This window comes from Mesobacillus zeae (genome assembly GCF_003570705.1).
Lineage (GTDB): Bacteria > Bacillota > Bacilli > Bacillales > Cytobacillaceae > Mesobacillus_C > Mesobacillus_C zeae.
On record NZ_QWVT01000023.1, the window covers coordinates 92,378 to 108,644 of the forward strand.

At 43.1% G+C, this 16,267-nt stretch carries 15 protein-coding genes and 1 other RNA gene; 5 read left to right on the top strand and 11 right to left on the bottom strand.

The features are described from left to right. Positions 1 to 106: 106 nt before the first annotated feature. From rnpB to D1970_RS13920, 6 genes are all read right to left on the bottom strand, one after another. Positions 107 to 494: RNase P RNA component class B (gene rnpB / locus D1970_RS13895), an RNA gene on the bottom strand. 82 nt (positions 495 to 576) lie between these two features. Beyond that, positions 577 to 876, bottom strand: a complete 300-nt coding sequence (gene gpsB, locus D1970_RS13900; protein ID WP_119113493.1) for a cell division regulator GpsB — start codon at positions 874 to 876, stop codon at positions 577 to 579. Between the two features lie 84 nt (positions 877 to 960). Next, a complete protein-coding gene (locus D1970_RS13905) occupies positions 961 to 1,521 on the bottom strand; it encodes an SLOG family protein (RefSeq protein WP_119113472.1) in 561 nt (186 codons plus the stop codon). 139 nt (positions 1,522 to 1,660) lie between these two features. After that, the gene (locus tag D1970_RS13910; protein WP_119113473.1) at positions 1,661 to 2,032 is read right to left on the bottom strand and encodes a spore coat protein; all 372 of its coding nucleotides are present in this window, start codon (positions 2,030 to 2,032) and stop codon (positions 1,661 to 1,663) included. Between the two features lie 380 nt (positions 2,033 to 2,412). Next, the gene (locus D1970_RS13915) at positions 2,413 to 3,690 is read right to left on the bottom strand and encodes a ribonuclease H-like domain-containing protein (RefSeq protein ID WP_119113474.1); all 1,278 of its coding nucleotides are present in this window, start codon (positions 3,688 to 3,690) and stop codon (positions 2,413 to 2,415) included. 14 nt (positions 3,691 to 3,704) lie between these two features. Then, a complete protein-coding gene (locus tag D1970_RS13920) occupies positions 3,705 to 5,987 on the bottom strand; it encodes a DEAD/DEAH box helicase (protein WP_119113475.1) in 2,283 nt (760 codons plus the stop codon). 186 nt (positions 5,988 to 6,173) lie between these two features. Between D1970_RS13920 and D1970_RS13925 the strand changes: the two genes are divergently transcribed. After that, a complete protein-coding gene (locus D1970_RS13925; RefSeq protein ID WP_119113476.1) occupies positions 6,174 to 6,866 on the top strand; it encodes a Crp/Fnr family transcriptional regulator in 693 nt (230 codons plus the stop codon). 50 nt (positions 6,867 to 6,916) lie between these two features. Here the strand turns inward: D1970_RS13925 and hcp are convergent, their stop codons facing one another. Then, positions 6,917 to 8,206 (bottom strand): hydroxylamine reductase, encoded by a 1,290-nt coding sequence (gene hcp / locus D1970_RS13930; protein WP_119113477.1) that lies wholly within the window; start codon positions 8,204 to 8,206, stop codon positions 6,917 to 6,919. 205 nt (positions 8,207 to 8,411) lie between these two features. On the opposite strand from hcp, the gene D1970_RS13935 reads away from it, so the two are divergent. Then, a complete protein-coding gene (locus tag D1970_RS13935) occupies positions 8,412 to 8,879 on the top strand; it encodes an Hsp20/alpha crystallin family protein (protein ID WP_119113478.1) in 468 nt (155 codons plus the stop codon). Positions 8,880 to 8,921: 42 nt separating this feature from the next. Here the strand turns inward: D1970_RS13935 and D1970_RS13940 are convergent, their stop codons facing one another. After that, positions 8,922 to 9,407 (bottom strand): YppG family protein, encoded by a 486-nt coding sequence (locus D1970_RS13940; RefSeq protein WP_246370259.1) that lies wholly within the window; start codon positions 9,405 to 9,407, stop codon positions 8,922 to 8,924. A 197-nt stretch (positions 9,408 to 9,604) separates the two neighbouring features. Here D1970_RS13940 and D1970_RS13945 point away from each other — a divergent pair, with 197 nt between their 5' ends. Beyond that, the gene (locus tag D1970_RS13945; protein ID WP_119113479.1) at positions 9,605 to 9,799 is read left to right on the top strand and encodes a YppF family protein; all 195 of its coding nucleotides are present in this window, start codon (positions 9,605 to 9,607) and stop codon (positions 9,797 to 9,799) included. 391 nt (positions 9,800 to 10,190) lie between these two features. Here D1970_RS13945 and D1970_RS13950 read toward each other — a convergent pair whose 3' ends face one another. The 3 genes from D1970_RS13950 to D1970_RS13960 all read right to left on the bottom strand — a co-directional run bounded on the left by D1970_RS13950 (position 10,191) and on the right by D1970_RS13960 (position 12,338). Next, positions 10,191 to 10,592 carry a YppE family protein gene (locus D1970_RS13950; protein WP_119113480.1) on the bottom strand — a complete coding sequence of 134 codons (402 nt, stop codon included), beginning with the start codon at positions 10,590 to 10,592 and terminating at the stop codon, positions 10,191 to 10,193. A gap of 75 nt (positions 10,593 to 10,667) precedes the next feature. After that, complete coding sequence (locus tag D1970_RS13955) at positions 10,668 to 10,937, bottom strand: hypothetical protein (protein ID WP_119113481.1); 270 nt, start codon at positions 10,935 to 10,937, stop codon at positions 10,668 to 10,670. A 417-nt stretch (positions 10,938 to 11,354) separates the two neighbouring features. Beyond that, positions 11,355 to 12,338, bottom strand: a complete 984-nt coding sequence (locus D1970_RS13960) for a DUF2515 family protein (protein ID WP_119113482.1) — start codon at positions 12,336 to 12,338, stop codon at positions 11,355 to 11,357. A 126-nt stretch (positions 12,339 to 12,464) separates the two neighbouring features. Here D1970_RS13960 and recU point away from each other — a divergent pair, with 126 nt between their 5' ends. Both recU and D1970_RS13970 read left to right on the top strand, forming a co-directional pair. Beyond that, positions 12,465 to 13,088 (top strand): Holliday junction resolvase RecU, encoded by a 624-nt coding sequence (gene recU, locus D1970_RS13965; RefSeq protein WP_119113483.1) that lies wholly within the window; start codon positions 12,465 to 12,467, stop codon positions 13,086 to 13,088. Between the two features lie 30 nt (positions 13,089 to 13,118). Next, the gene (locus tag D1970_RS13970; protein ID WP_119113484.1) at positions 13,119 to 15,779 is read left to right on the top strand and encodes a penicillin-binding protein 1A; all 2,661 of its coding nucleotides are present in this window, start codon (positions 13,119 to 13,121) and stop codon (positions 15,777 to 15,779) included. Positions 15,780 to 16,267: the final 488 nt, after the last annotated feature.

A 16,267-nucleotide genomic window follows, 5' to 3' on the forward strand; every position in this document is an offset into this window, starting at 1 on the left:
AAGCCTCCCATTTAGTTAAAGGCAGGGGCAAATAAAAAAGCCCTTCCACATGGAAGTGCTTTACGTAACAAATATTTGATTACGTTAGTTGTATCGACTAATAACGTTCTGTAAGCCATGTTTTGTTCCTCGGTGCTGCAAGCGACTCAGAGTCTCGCACTGAGGCGGTAACCATCTATCTACAGACCAGGCGGCCTGTCCTTCTCTTCGTTCATTTCCTCCGAGAAAGTTCCCCTACCATTATTTGGGTTTCTCGCTCGCGGGGTTTACCTCGTTCCACTCTTTCCATTTCTGAAAAGACTTCGTCACTGTGGCACTTTTATAGGTATTCATGCCATATCGGTTACCCGACTTAGGCATTTTCCCAGCCGTCAGCCGGGAGGATTCCCGGCTGCCCTGGCTTATGAATTGGCCAGGCACGAACACTACAGGCATCTCAGCCTGTGCGAGCATGGACTTTCCTCTGCAGCAAGCTGCAGCGGTTACCCGAACGCTATTAACGACTACATTGATTATTATAAGTAATCAAGATCAAAATAGCAATGGGATTGTTTTTACAAAAATGGCTTATACAGGTCAATCGTACAATTTGTTTCCAAACACGTGTTTTTCCAAGTTAGACAGCCTCTTCAAAATATCGAAGTTAGTCGTCCCGGCTGCTTGTGTGCTCGGCCGGCGCGAAGCTTCTTCAAGCTGCTTCCTCAAACGCAGGTTTTCCTGTTGCAGATCATCAACTTCCTGATGGAATGCTTCATAATCCTTGATAATGTCATCAAGAAATTTGTCCACATCCTCCGGCTTGTATCCGCGCATTGCTGTTTTAAATTCTTTTTCCAAAATATCTTTAGCATTTAGCTTCACTTTATCGGATATCATTTCTCTCACCTCGATATGCCCAATCATCAAATTATATTCTTTCAAAAACCTTGCCTTTTGTCAATTTTTCTTTTGGACTATAGTCTAATAATCGAGCTTTTTCTGTTCTTCTTCCTCAACAATCATCTGGAGATCATAAAAACTGATCAATCTTATATCATATGGCTCTGTTTCCTGCCTCCTTTTAGCTGCCTCATAAAGGAATCTTGGGCTTCCTTCTTTTTCTGCATCATAAAGAAGGACAAGCGCGTCTGTTTTTCCAACAATGAACTCATTTGCTGCACGAAGCTGCCATGGCTTCTCATAAGGCTTCCTCGATACTGAATCAACATGGTCGGCACCTGCTAAAACAGACTCATACCATTCCCTGTTAGTTTCACTCCATTTCTCTTCCTGATTTAAAAACGGAGTAATGACGGACAGCTTTAAATCCGGCAAATATTCCTGAAGGTGGAAGACTGCTTCGGCTGCCCAGAGTTCAACACCTGGCTGGCCTGTGATGACTACCCATTCCAATCCTTCTTCCGCCAATGCTCCAAGCTGTTTCAGGAGTGCTGCCTTTATGTATTCTGCAGCTTGGTGATTAGGCTTAAAGATTCCCAATTCATATGCTTTATAGCCTGATACTGCTGCAACTTTCGCCATTTGATCTCCTTTTGCAATCCCCTAGTGAATGTATTCACTCGGAACTGGAATTATTATCACATTCAACAATAAAGAAATATTAGCAAAACAACAAATAATAAAAGCAAGGGCTCCTTATGAAGCCCTTGCAGGAATGCTATCAGCGATACATATGTTTAAAGCCAGGGCGCGGACCATGATGAGATCCCATTGGCAATACCATTGGACCGCCCATTGGACCGCCCATTGGACCGCCCATAGGCCCACCCATAGGGCCAGCCATTGGTGATCCCATTGGCGAAACCTGAGTTGGAGCAGCTGGTCCTCCTCCTCCATAAAAATGCTGATGGCTCACCTCATTTATCACCGATTGTGTTTGCGGGAAGAAATGAACGTGGTCGAATTTCACATGGTTTATATTTGTGGTGTGAGCCGGATGGATATGCGGCACGACATTTTCGGAGAAACTATTGTTAACGCAGCACTTCGTTGGGTGGACAATTGCCGGCAAAATATTTGGTCTGCAAAACATTACTTAAAACTCCTTCCTCATGGGTATTTTTTTTATTTTACATTAACAGCGTATGACCCGAGGAAGACTCTTGTACTAATGAAAACACCTATTTTTCTTACAATATCCCTTTCAGCCTGCCCAATTTTTTACATAAAAGTATAAAAATTATCCTTCAACCCTGTAAAAAGAATCATCGTTAAGCATAATACGACAAAAAACAACACTAATACCGCTTTATACATATATCCCGCCCCGTAATTATTAATTTTCATGTTTTCAATCTAATATTTTACCTGGGAATAAAGAGGTATACAACTAAGAACTTTCTTTTTTTAGTGGGAAAATATGAAAATTTTGTTACAGTTCGGGATTTATTAAAAACTTGTCGCTTGGTGCCGTTAAATTGACGAAATATGCGCTTGCCCGGGAAATGTTTTTTTAATCAGTCTGCCCTTCCTTTTCTGGCATTCTCCTAGGAGCCTATCCCTCTTCCTACCAGGTTCCAGACTTTCAAGCAAACCTAGCGCTCTTTCTGTATAAACTAAAGCTAACTCTGTATTTTTTCTTTTGTGCTCCTCCACTTTTGCAAGTTCAATGCATGCCTCAAGCAATGATTGGCCGCACTTTCCGTCTCCGTCCGCGACAGCTTTCCATAATTCCGCTGCTTTTTCCCATTCTTTACGACGTTTATATTCTAATGCAAGTGCAAGCTTTGCTGCCTGTGATTCTTCCGTTTCGCTTTCAGAAAGTGAACTGAATGTTTCCTTTGCTTTATCGGTTTCCCCGATATAGGAGAACCAGCGGCCGACTTCAAAAGATTCCTTCGCACTTATGTCAGGATCCGTACCAAGGAGCTGGCGGGTTAGGTGTGTATATAGGGTTATGAGCGATAAAATGTCCTGTTCATTATGTTCCATGACCCCTAAAATCCCTTCAGGTTCCTTCCTTTCAACAAAATCAAAGTAGATCATCGGAGCGAGGTATCCGGGAATATCGTCTTTCCGTTCATAACCAAGTACTTCCTTTTCTACGGCGTTCAGCTTGATTCTCTCCAATTTGTGCTTCCACATTCTCCTGGCTGCATGGTAAAGATCAAAGTGCCCGAATAAAGGAAGCTTTGGCACGTGTTCTCTTACAAGGGTATGCCTTGTTTTCACCTGCGGCCAGTCGAAAGCTTTCCCATTGTAAGTAACCAGTGTGGTGTAATTGACATTTTCAAGAAAACTTTGGTATAAGGCCACCTCCGCACCCGGATGGGGAAGGAAATGCTGCTTCACAATTAACTTCTCTCCCTGGAAACTAGCATGTCCGAGAAGAAAAATCGTATTGCCTGTCCCTCCGCCTAGCCCTGTTGTTTCGGTATCGAAAAAGAACAGATCATCCGCATTATGGCCTGCTGCAGATAAAGGATGGCTGAAGAATCTCTCTTTGTTCCACTGTTCCACAGCTTCTTTGAAATCGGCAAACTGGTAATTTCCATGCCGATCGGAAAGCGAGTACTCCACCTCTCTAACAAGACAATACGTATTGTCAAAAAAATAAGGAAACACGTTTTCCTCATTCCACTTTTCGATAAACGGTATTTGGTCTCCCATATTATTTTGATTAATTGAAGCTAATGGTTTCCCTCCTGAAATGTGAGGTTTAAGCCTGTTTAATTTATTTTTAAGCGACAATGCTTTTCCTCCCCCTACACGCCATCCGGATTCTTCAAAAACAAGGCCAGAAGAATTGCAGCATCCTTTTTTGCAGTTTCAGAAGCAGTTTCGGTCCCAATACATGAAGGGCAACCCGAAGAGCATGGACAGTTTGCCACCATCTGTTTTGCTTGTAACAGGATGTTCTCAAGACTGGCGTATATTTTTTCACTTAGCCCTATGCCGCCTGGATAGCGATCATAAAAGAAAATGGTCGGTTTTTCATTATGTGCAGCCTTTACCTGGGGAACAACATGGACATCAGCAGGGTCACACATGACAAACAAAGAGACAATATGCCTTAAAGCCTGTGCGGCACCTATTAGCCCCTCTTCAATCCTTTGCTGTGAAAGCGCTGAAGAGTCCTGGTTTATGGAAATCCAGGCCGAGCTTGTATGGAGCTCTTCTTCAGGCAGTGAAATTGGCCCCGAACCGATGTTTTCATGAGTTTCAAACTTTATCTTTTTAAAAATGGTTGCCATCGCTCTCACACTGACATCTCCATAGCCAACCTCTGTTGCTTTCAGCTCTCTATGCCGGTCTTCTTCAAGAACTGTCAGGCTTACAGCAAGGTTGGCGTCCGTGAAGTAATCTACGTCCACTTCTCTGACAAACGCTTTCTTCTCTTCCCAGTCAAGCTTCTCAACCTGATATTGGGTTCCCTGGTGGAGATAAATCGCTTCTTCGTGCAGCAAAGTCATCGCTGAAAAAGTATCCATTTCACCGATTACGTTTACATTGGCTATATCAGACTGGTCAATGATCACCACATTTTCCTGGGATGCGGATCTTAAACTGATATTATGAGCCGGAAATGCGTCATTCATCCAGTGCCATTTTTCCCCATGATGATGCAGGATTCTTTCCTCTGTGAGATACTCAAGAATCTCTTCAGTTTCTGATATGCCAAAAGTTTCGCCCTTTTTAAAGGGAAGCTCATAAGCTGCGCATTTAATATGGTCCACCATAATAATAAGATTATCAGGGTTAATCCTCGCTGTCTCGGGACTCTGGCTAAAAAAGTAATCCGGATGCTGAATGATATATTGATCAAGCGGACTTGAACTCGCCACCATAATGACAACTGATTCTCCGTGCCTTCTGCCTGCGCGGCCGGCCTGTTGCCAAGCGCTTGCAATCGTTCCTGGATACCCATTCATGATACACACCTGCAGCCGGCCAATATCGACGCCAAGTTCGAGAGCATTCGTACTGATTACTCCATATATCTCCCCCGACCGCAACCCCTTTTCAATGGTCCGCCGTTCTAATGGAAGATATCCGCCTCTGTATCCCCTGATTGCCTTTGGTCCCAACTGATTCTTTACCAGTTCCTGAAGATAGGTCAGCAGGATTTCAACCCTCACCCTGCTTCTCGCAAATACAATTGTCTGGATTCTGTTTTTTAAGAACTGTCCTGCGAGCCACCTTGTTTCCAGCGTTGCACTTTTGCGAATATTAAGCGGTTTATTGATGATGGGCGGGTTATAGAACAAAAAGTGCTTTCGCCCAGAAGGCGCGCCATTGTTATCAATCAGCATCATTTCTTTTTCAGTCAGCATTTCCGCAAGCTCAAGAGGATTTGCGATGGTTGCACTTGTACAGATAAAAACAGGGTCGCTTCCATAATACCGGCATATCCTGCGAAGCCTTCTAATGACATTCGCCACATGGCTACCAAAAACTCCTCGATATATATGTAGCTCATCAATGATGACAAAACGAAGGTTTTCAAAAAGCGATACCCATTTAGTATGGTGCGGCAGGATAGCAGAGTGGAGCATATCGGGATTTGTAATGACAACCTGGCCCGCCTTGCGGACTTTTTGACGGATATTCGCCGGAGTGTCCCCATCATATGTATAGCTATTTATATCAAGTCCGGCTTCCTGAATTAACTCGTTGATTTCGCTCTTTTGATCCTGTGCAAGCGCCTTTGTGGGAAACATGTACAATGCCCTCGAATTTGGATCTTCAATGATCCGTTGTATAACTGGAAGATTATAGCAAAGTGTTTTTCCTGAAGCAGTTGGAGTAACCGCTACAAAACCTTGGTTTTTGCTGGCAAATTCATAGGCCGTTCTTTGATGCGTATATAATTCACTGATTCCCCGCTGCTGCAGTGCAGCTTTCAGTGAGGGATGAATCCCTTCAGGAAGCGGGACAGTTTTTGCCAACTTCTCTTCCACCGTATGCCAATGGACAATATTTTCCTTTATCTTATTATCTATTTTCAGCTCTTGCATGATTTCCTGCAAACTTTTCCGCATCTTCATCCAATTCACCTCATAATTTCTATTTTACCGAATAAATGTTCGTTTCAAAAGATATTCGCACCAATTTATATCATTCTATTTTCTGGGAATACCTACATACCGCTGAAATTCAGCCTTCCGGGGACATCGGATCTTTTTTTTGTTACAATGACCTTACAAGGTTCTTTTAAGGGCAGGGATGAAAAGATGAATCAAGAAGAAATTATCAAAGTCCTTTCAGAATTCATGTTATTCAGGGACTTGAGTACAGAGGAAATGAAAGTGATTGCCGATATCTCAATAACAAGAGAATGGAAAAAGAACAGCCATATATTTCTTCAGGGCGACCCGCTTGAAAATGTCTATTTTATTTCCGATGGCAAGGTCAAGGTTTACAAAAGCGATATAAACGGCAGAGAACAGATTGTTGCCATCCTTAAAAAAGGTGAAATGTTCCCGCACGTCGGTTTTTTCCGGAAGGGCTCCTACCCTGCTTTTGCCGAGACGCTTGAATCATCCATTCTGGTGGTGGTGCCAATTTCCCAGTTTGAAAAAGTCCTGGTGGATAACCCACAGCTTTCCATCAAAGTGTTTAAAGTATTGGGAGAAAAAATTGTCGACCTTCAGGAGCGGCTCGAGGAACAAATTTTGAACAATACATACGAACAAATCATCAAGCTGTTAATCCGGCTTTGCAGACTTCATGGTGAAGAGCAAACGGATGGAACAGTCCTTTTAAAATCGGAATTCACAAACAAGGATCTCGCTAACATGATTGGTACAACCCGAGAGACTGTAAGCAGAACGTTGACGAAAATAAAGAAAGACGGACTCGTTATAACAGATGAGAACGGAAATATGAGGCTCAAACCTGATGATCTACTTGATGAATTAATTTAAACAACCCGCTGCCATTATACGGCAGCGGGCATTTTTGTTTCTTTCTCCTATTATTGACCGAGCATTTCTTCCATATCTTCCTTTGCTGTTGTAATCAATTTTAGATTGAAAGTTTCCTGCAATACATTCATGACACCTTCGGAAATGAACTCAGGCGGTTTAGGCCCAATCCGGATATCCTGGATGCCAAGACTGAAAAGGCCTAGAAGAATGGCGACTGCCTTTTGCTCAAACCATGAGAGAACGATGCTGACAGGCAGTTCGTTCACAGGGCAGTCAAAAGCATCCGCTAGGGCCAGTGCGATTTTCACGGTTGAACCTGAATTATTGCACTGGCCTAGGTCAATGTATCTTGGAATATCTGTTCCCGGAACAACGCCGTAATCTACATCATTAAAGCGGAACTTCCCGCATGACGTGGTTAGGATCACTGCTTCCGGCGGAAGTGAAGTTGCAAGCTCCCGGTAATACTCCCCGCCTTTTCCTGGTGCATCGCATCCCGCAATAACGAAGAAACGCTTGATTTTCCCCATTTTCACAGCCTCGATCACTTCAGGGGCCAGCCCGAGAACCGTTTCATGATGAAAACCCGTCAGCAACGTTTCATCCGATTCTATATTTGCTTCAGGCAATTCTAATGCCCTTTGGATCAATGGGGCAAAATCATCCCCTGTAATCTTTCGGACATTTTCAAGCCCTGCGACTTCATAGGAGAACATCCGGTCTGCATAGCTGCCTTTGATTGGCATAACACAGTTGGTTGTTGCCAGGATGGCACCCGGAAACTTCTCAAACAGGCGACGCTGATCATACCATGCTTTCCCGATATTCCCTTTTAAGTGAGGATATTTCTTCAGGGCAGGATAGCCATGTGCCGGAAGCATTTCCGAATGCGTATAAATATTGATGCCTTTTCCTTCTGTCTGCTTTAACAGTTCCTCAAGGGCAAAAAGGTTGTGCCCTGTTACAACAATGCACTTTCCCTCAATCCTGTTCTGTGATACCCGGATTGGCTGAGGAATCCCAAGCCTTGATGTATGTGCTTCATCGAGCAGTTCCATGACCCGGACAGCCGACTGGCCAACCTGCATCAGCATATCGATGTGTTCCTGAACATTGAAATTTGAATTGGTCAAGGTCATATACAAGGCTTCATGTGTTGTCTTATCTACAAAAGAATCGGTAAACCCAAGCTGGTTCGCGTGTGTGCGGTATGCCGCAATTCCTTTCAATGCAAAAATCATCGTATCCTGCATGCTCGCAATTGTTTCATCTTTTCCACATACCCCAACAACTTTACAGCCGCCTGACGGTGTCTGTTCACACTGATAACAAAACATAATGATCCCCCTTATTTTTCATACTTCAGATTATTTCCTGTTTTAAGGTTACCTTCCTTTTCATCTCTTCAGTGTGATTCAAATCACACTATGACCAAATGTCAAAAATCGTTCACAAAGCTGCGGCAGAGAGCACGGGTTGAACAGGACAAAACGGTAATGCATAAAATAGAGAACAATTAGTTTTTAGGAAGGAGTAAATTTAATGAAGCACAGTGATTATGATCAACAAAAAAAAGCGCTGCAGCCATTTGGTGAACTTCTTGATACAATGAATGTATTTTTAAGCGAAAAGCGTGTGCGTGGCTTTTTGCAGACAATGGATGACTTTTTCCAGATATCATCCTCACACTCCTCTTTTCCAGTTCATGTATCCGAAACAAAAAATGAAAATATTATCACGGCGGAATTGCCTGGTGTAAAAAAAGAACAAATCAAATTAGAGGCATACGCGAGCCATTTAACGATATCAATTGAATCTCATGAGTCCCAGAGCGGAGCTGATGACAAAAGTAAGGCATACTTTAGGAAAGAGGCCTTTCAACAATCGAGCAGAACCGTCGCTTTGTCCCATCCGATTGATGAATCCGGCATAACAGCTTCATACCAGGATGGAATTCTTGAAGTCCGGGTCCGCAAGCCAAATGGAAAAAGCATCAGAATCCATGAATGAAAAAACAAGCAGGTCTTAGCCCCTGCTTGTTTTTCATTCCCCCTATGCTTTAAGCATCCCACCAAGACCTTTTACCATCGAGGATACTTGAGTGACAGCGGACATCATTTGCCCGGCTGTATCCACCATTTTATTGATGTCAAGCGAACCATCCTGGCTTTTGAAAGAGTTCATGATCGATTGCATTCCTGTTGGCTGCTTCGGAGCGAAATGCTGTGCTGGATACGGGTTCATAGGCTGCATCGGGGCATGCTGCTGGTATTGGCCGTACGGCGATATTTCCCCTTGCTGCAGCGGGTTTTCAAAAAGCATTTTAGAGTAGTCCTGATCCTGTATATTTTCGTTCCAGCCCTGACCCATCTGCGGCTGCTGATAAGGATACTGGGCCGGTAAGGGAAACTGTCCAGTTGGCCCAGGCAGCGGCCCTCCCCAATAGGCATTCTGATAGGCTGGGTGATAATACCCCAGCTGGCGCAATGGCTGGGCTGGATTCGTAAAACCCCAAGTTGTATCCATCTGTCTGTTCATTCCATACACGGGAATCCCTCCTCAAATTCATTCATTACTGCATGTTATGATTCGATTGCCTATATGGTGAAACCCTCGCTCCCTCCATAACTTTGTCAAATCCTGCAGAATTCTGTCTGAAGTCTCAATTTTTTAAATACAATCTATATCGATTTTTTCATGCTACGATGAAAGAAAGTAACAGGGGAGGAATTTTGATGAACATTCACGAACTAACGTTGAAGTTTGCCGAGACGAGAGACTATAGCCCTGGGAACATGAATGAATTGCTGGACTTTGCCAAAATGGCGTATGTACACAACGAAATCAACATTCTTGACTACCGAAACCTTGTTCGTGAGTTGGAAATCAAGGGTGCATCCACCCCTGATGACATGAAGCAATCCTGTTAATAAAGAAAAGCGGAGGCGCCCGGTTAGCGGCGTATGGACTGGAGCACACTGACTGAGATAAAGGAAACACGATGAGCGTAGCGAATCGATGTTGACTTATCGTAGGGAAGTGGGCGAAGTCCACTAGACGCTGGGCGCTGCAGCTGGACAAAGAAAAGCGGAGGCGCCCGGTTAGCTGCTCAGTTAAAGCTACGAATAAAAGCACCCTAAAGGGTGCTCAGCTTGTAGAAAAACCCCCTTATTTTAAAATACCTTTTGAAAAAGAGGGTTTTTGATGTTTTATTTGTCTTCGACCACAATATACAAGTATCAAAATACTACCTAAACCACTATATGTTGTAGGTTGAATTTATAAAAAAGCTGCCGAGACTTTCTCGACAGCCTGAGCACCCTAAAGGGTGCTTTTATTTTTCAATTGCGCCTTCTGTGGAAATTGGTTGACAGCAGTAAGAAGGGAATCAAGGACATAGTGGATCGACTGAATATAGCCCATGAATCTTTTCCGGCCCGTTTCCGGAAAAAATGCCTGAACGGAAACCAATTCAATATTTTCAGCAGTTGCTTCGATTTGCCTGCTATGGATGTTTTTGGGCTGATTATTTATGATCCATTCAACAGCCGATACCTTCCAGCTATCTGCCTCCTGTTTCACAAGATCCGCAAAAGGTTTGACTTCCGAAAAGAAATCACCACTTTCCCCTGTTTCTTTTGCCATTTCGTAACGGGTAGCCGCTCTTTCTGTATATTCTATTAACCTTAATGTCTGTCTGGCGAGATTATGAAGATTTTCCATCCTTGCCTCCTGTTTGGGTAAAATAAGCAAGCAGTATCCAAAGTATTTTAATACTGCTATTTCATTTTAGGCGAGTCAATACCCCAGTTCAAGGCTGACGGGTTTTCGATTTGTGAGATCCATGGATTTGCTATCTGAAATACCCGAATTAGAAATGAAATAACTTTCCTCAAGAACATCTAACCGTTTGTCGCAGTCTGCAAGGAGTTGATTCTGCTTTCCATACCAATCAGCACAGTGTATATTTACAGCCGATTGAAATTCAGTATCCAGTTCCCCAAGCTGTCCGTGCATCTCCATAAGAATTGTCAGTATTTCTTCTTTTTTTATACCTGCCGCTTTCATGATAAAATCCCCCTCTGGCTTTTTGTTCGCCTGGTCTGTCCATGATCCGATCCGTACTAATCTATCAGGAGTCTATGGCCGTGTCCTTTACCACTCTCGTTACTTAGCCATATTCGCCCTTGATCGTTTCAGTCCTCCAAGGGTGACAAAACTAGAAGCATTTCGCCAAAGAAAGCGTGATTTCTTATACCCGAACGGTTTTCGACAGGAGCCGCAATGAATGAAACCTAATGTCTTGAAACACAATATAGAACGGGAGGTGTAATCCATGAGTAAAGGAAAAAAAGAAAATAAAGTGCAGCCAAAAAATCTGGAAGAGAAAAAGACTGGTTATGGTGATAAAAAGCTGGAAGGGCCAGACAGACCGGCTGAATGAACAGCAGAACAAAAAGCAAGGGCAACCTTGCTTTTTTCAATTTATAACCGAAATCCAGATAGTTCACCTAACGTAATCATCATATGCAGACTTCTCTGCTTTTCTGTAAACCAATGAGTCAGTTTTATCGGATGAATATGCCTGACATCCCCCTCTATCCAGCTCTTATGAAATTTTGTGCTTGAATACCAATCCTTTTGGCTGTGAAAATGGTGTTCGATAATGGGGAAAGTACATCTTAAGAACGGAGTGTCCTTTTTTTTCCTAGAATGAAAATACTGCTCATAATCATACCTTGACCCTGTATGCTCAGTGGTTATGGCAAAATCAAGGAATCTGGGATAATGCTCAGGATCAAAAAGAATGCTGGCAAGCCTTTTCCCAAGATTTATTCTTTTATGTAGAGACCGAAAACCATTAACACTGGCACCGTACAGTTCCCCTTCCCTGGTGGGCAGCAAAACAGAACTGAAATGAAGAAAATCCTGAAAAGAAAAAAGCGATGAGCGGAATACTTTTTTTCGGTATAAATGGTGTTTGATAACTATGTTATGAATAACATTTTGTTCGTTGATAATCAAAGCCGTGAGCAGCCGTTTTCGGTTTCTTCTATTCCAATATAAGTACCACTCTTTTTCCATAAACTCAGAGACATCCAGATGCCGCAGGAGGTGAAACAACGGGCGGTTAAATTTCGTCGAATACTTATAGAGCAACAGCTGTGAATACGCGTCCCTGAATATAAGCCAGTTTGCCCGTTCATATGCAAAAAACAACAATCGGCGCTTTTCGTTCCCAATCAGCCTTGGAAACCAATCACCTTCAAGGTCGCACATATTATATCCGCCATTTCGTGAGACCATGCTGGCAAGAAAAGCCCAGATCATGTCAGGCTTGTTAAGGTAAAACTCAAGGTATGCTGCTGTCCTTGAAATATTATCAATATTTAAAGCGCTTGTTTCTTTTCTGATGATCCGGATTAATTGGGCTTCCTCAGAAGTCAGATGGGGGGGCTTTAAACTCATCCAAAATATTCCTCCATTTTCCCTTTATGCCATTTGTTGTTATATTGCTGAAAAACAGCAACAATTATTCAACCACAAAGCGCCGGATTTTGGTATGATAAGTAGTAGTTTGCGAGGGGGCTACATATGAACTTTCATTATCCAAACGGGAAAAGGTTTGTTCCGAAAAGCAGCAATATGGAGCACGCCGTCCGTAAATCCCAAAAAGGCAAAAACTTCGTATACAGCAACAGGGGCATGACACTTGAAGAAGATTTAAACGAAACCAACGCCTTCTATCTTGAAAGCGGCATTGCAGTCATTCATAAAAAACCGACACCAGTGCAAATTGTAAATGTGGATTATCCGAAAAGAAGTGCTGCAGTAATTAGGGAAGCCTACTTCAAACAAGCGTCAACAACTGATTACAACGGTGTGTACAAGGGAAAATACATTGACTTCGAAGCAAAGGAAACTAAATTCACAACCTCTTTTCCCTTAAAAAACTTCCATTCACACCAGATCAGCCACATGAGCTCGGTCCTGGACCAGGGAGGCATTTCCTTCGTGATTTTGAGCTTTACTGCGCTCAGTGAGGTTTTCCTCCTGGAAGCAAGCCGTTTGCTTGATTTTTGGTCACGAATGGAATCAGGAGGGCGAAAATCTATTACGAAGGATGAAGTGGAGCAATCAGGCCACAAGATTATATTTGGCTTTCGGCCCAGGATTGACTATATTAAAGTAATAGATTATCTTTATAAACTTAGTTAGATTTTTTGCTCCAGAAAGGAATGAACTGATATGACAGAAAAATACCAGACTAGAGAGGAGCGCAGAAAGCAGCTTGCCGGCAACAAAAGCAATAAGGGGAACAAGGAAAGCAAGGGAAACACAGGCAATAAGAAAAAATCCAGGTCAACTTTCAAAAAAGTGCTGATCTCCCTTTTGATTCTTGGAATAGTCGGTATGCTGACAGGCATTGCAACCTTTGCGTTCATGATTCAAGATACACCTAAACTTGACGAATCAATTTTGAAGGACCCGATTTCTTCGAAAATATATGATAAAAACAAAAACCTTGTAACAGAGGTTGGTTCCGAAAACCGGGACTATGTAGATTATAAGGATATTCCCAAACAAGTTGAAGATGCTTTCCTGGCTACGGAGGATGTCCGTTTTTACAAACACCACGGAATTGATCCAATTCGCCTTGGAGGAGCCGTTGTTGCCAACTTTACGAACGGATTTGGTTCGGAGGGGGCAAGTACGATTACTCAGCAGGTAGTCAAGAACTATTTCCTTGGATTTGAAAAAACACTCAGCCGGAAAGCCCAGGAAGCATGGCTTGCATTCCAGCTTGAGCAGAAGTATTCCAAACAGCAAATTTTTGAGATGTATGTAAATAAAATTTATATGTCGGAGAACAGCCATGGCGTTGCCACTGCTGCCGATATTTATTTTGGAAAAGAATTAAAAGACCTTGAGCTTCACGAAGTGGCACTGCTAGCAGGAATGCCTCAAAGCCCGAATAATTACAACCCATTCACTAATCCTGAAAAAGCAGAGAAACGCCGGAATGTCGTCCTTTCTCTCATGAACCAGCACGGGTTTATTTCCAAGAAGGAAATGGAAGAAGCACAAGCTGTCCCAGTCACTTCGACACTTGTAAAAGAAGAAGACCGGAAGCATCGAAACGAAAAACCTTTCGATTCTTTCGTTGATACAGTCATTGATGAAGTGGAAAAACAAGGAGACTTTGATATCTTCTCTGACGGTCTTAAAATTTACACAACGCTTGATCCAGATGCACAAACGCATGTGGAAAATGTTCTGAACACAGATGCAGCTGTTAATTACCCTGATGAAAAAATGCAGGCCAGCATCGTGCTTCTCGACACTGAAACAGGTGAAATCCGCGCAGTCGGCGGCGGGCGAAAGCAGGAAGAAAACGTCCAGCGCGGCTTCAATTATGCAACGGATCTGGAACGCCAGCCTGGATCGACAATCAAGCCAGTCCTTGATTACGGCCCAGCCATCGAGCATCTCCATTGGGGAACATACCATGCGCTTGAGGATAAGCCTTACCAATACTCCACCGGCCAGCCTATCCGTAACTGGAACAATACTTATGAAGGCGTCATGTCAATGAGAATGGCTCTTGCCAAATCCCGCAATATTCCAGCCCTCCAAGCTCTGCAGGCTGTCGGACCAGAAAAAGCGAGAGACTTTGCCGTTGGATTAGGACTAAAGCTTCCAGACCCAATTTATGAATCTTCGGCTATTGGCTCTGATGAAGTTTCCCCAATGCAAATGGCAGGTGCCTATGCCGCATTCGGAAACAATGGTTTCTACACGAAGCCGCATGCAGTGAAAAAAATTGTCCTGCGCGACAAAACGGAAATCGACATGGCTCCTGAGACCGAAGTTGCCATGAAGGACTATACCGCGTTTATGATCAGCGATATGCTGAAAAGCGTTTTAAAGGAACCATATGGAACGGGCTACGGGAATGCAAACATTCCAAGCCTGCATGTTGCCGGCAAAACAGGTACAACAAACTATTCTGATGAAGATAAATTAAAATACAATATACCAGACGGTGCAGTCCCAGATTCCTGGTTCGTCGGCTATACGACCAAATATACGGCCGCAGTATGGACCGGTTATGAAAAGCGCAATAATTATTTGCCTTCAAATGGCTATGACCAGAAAATTTCGCAGTTGCTGTTCAAGGACGTTATGACCCATGTGTCAGCAAATGTGGAAACACCTGATTTTACAATGCCAAACAGTGTTGTAAGGGTAGCGGTGGAAAAAGGAACAATGCCAGCAAAGCTTGCGAGCAAGTACACACCTAAAGAACAAATTGTGACGGAATATGCGGTTAAAGGAAACATGCCTAAAGAGGTTTCCAAGAAATATGACAAATTAGAAAGCCCGACAAATGCTAACGCGAGCTATGATGATAAAAAGAATGCAATCACTCTATCCTGGGGCTACAAAGAGAAGGATGGCGTAAAATTTGAAGTTACAGCTTCACTTGATGAGGGTCCCGACCAAGTGCTGACAACCACGTCGGACACAAGTCTGAAAGTGACCAACCCTGCTCCAGGGGGGATTTACTCATTCAAGATTACCGCAATCAGGGGTGATCAACGAAGCGATCCTGCAACAGCCAGCATCCAAGTCCCTGAACCTGAAGAGCCTGAAAGTGAAGAACCAGCACAGGATGACAACGGTGATCAAGGTGAAGGCAATGAAAACAACAACGGCGAGAACGGTAATGATGACGGACAAGGAGAAGGAGATACCGACCAGGGCGATAATGGTAGTGGTGAAGGAGATACCGGACAGGGCGATGACGATCAAAATGGCGGCGGCCAGGAGCCTGCCCTCCCTCCTTCCGGAAATAGCGGCACTACAACAAATGGCTCTAATACTAGAGAAAATGGAAACGAATGATTACTAAACAAAAAAGATTGACGCTGTGTTTAATCAGCGTCAATCTTTTTTGTTATGGCAAGCAATTAGGAGCTCTGAAAAAGCGAACGCTCCCTTGATATTCAGCAATATATTGTTGAAGCAGATCGATACCTTGAGCGAGTTTGGCCGATATCCTGTCCTTGTTGGTGTTGGTTTAGAATAAAGATTGATTAAAATTCACTCTAAATCCTTGATTTCACTGCATATAAAAAGCCATTGTTTTGAACAAAGATTGATCAAAACAATACGATGGCTCTCTTCTACTTTTCAGAACTGTTTTTTATAAAAAAGTTTGATTAATTTAATACTCCTTATTCCACTAACGCAACCTAATAGTTTAAGTGCAATATTTCACAATCTTTCTTGTGGAATAAGAAAAAAGCGACCTACACCTGTAGCTGAATCAGCCTTAATTTCTTAAACTCAAGCACCTTTTAGCATTCCTGTAGATTGCTAAATATCGGCTT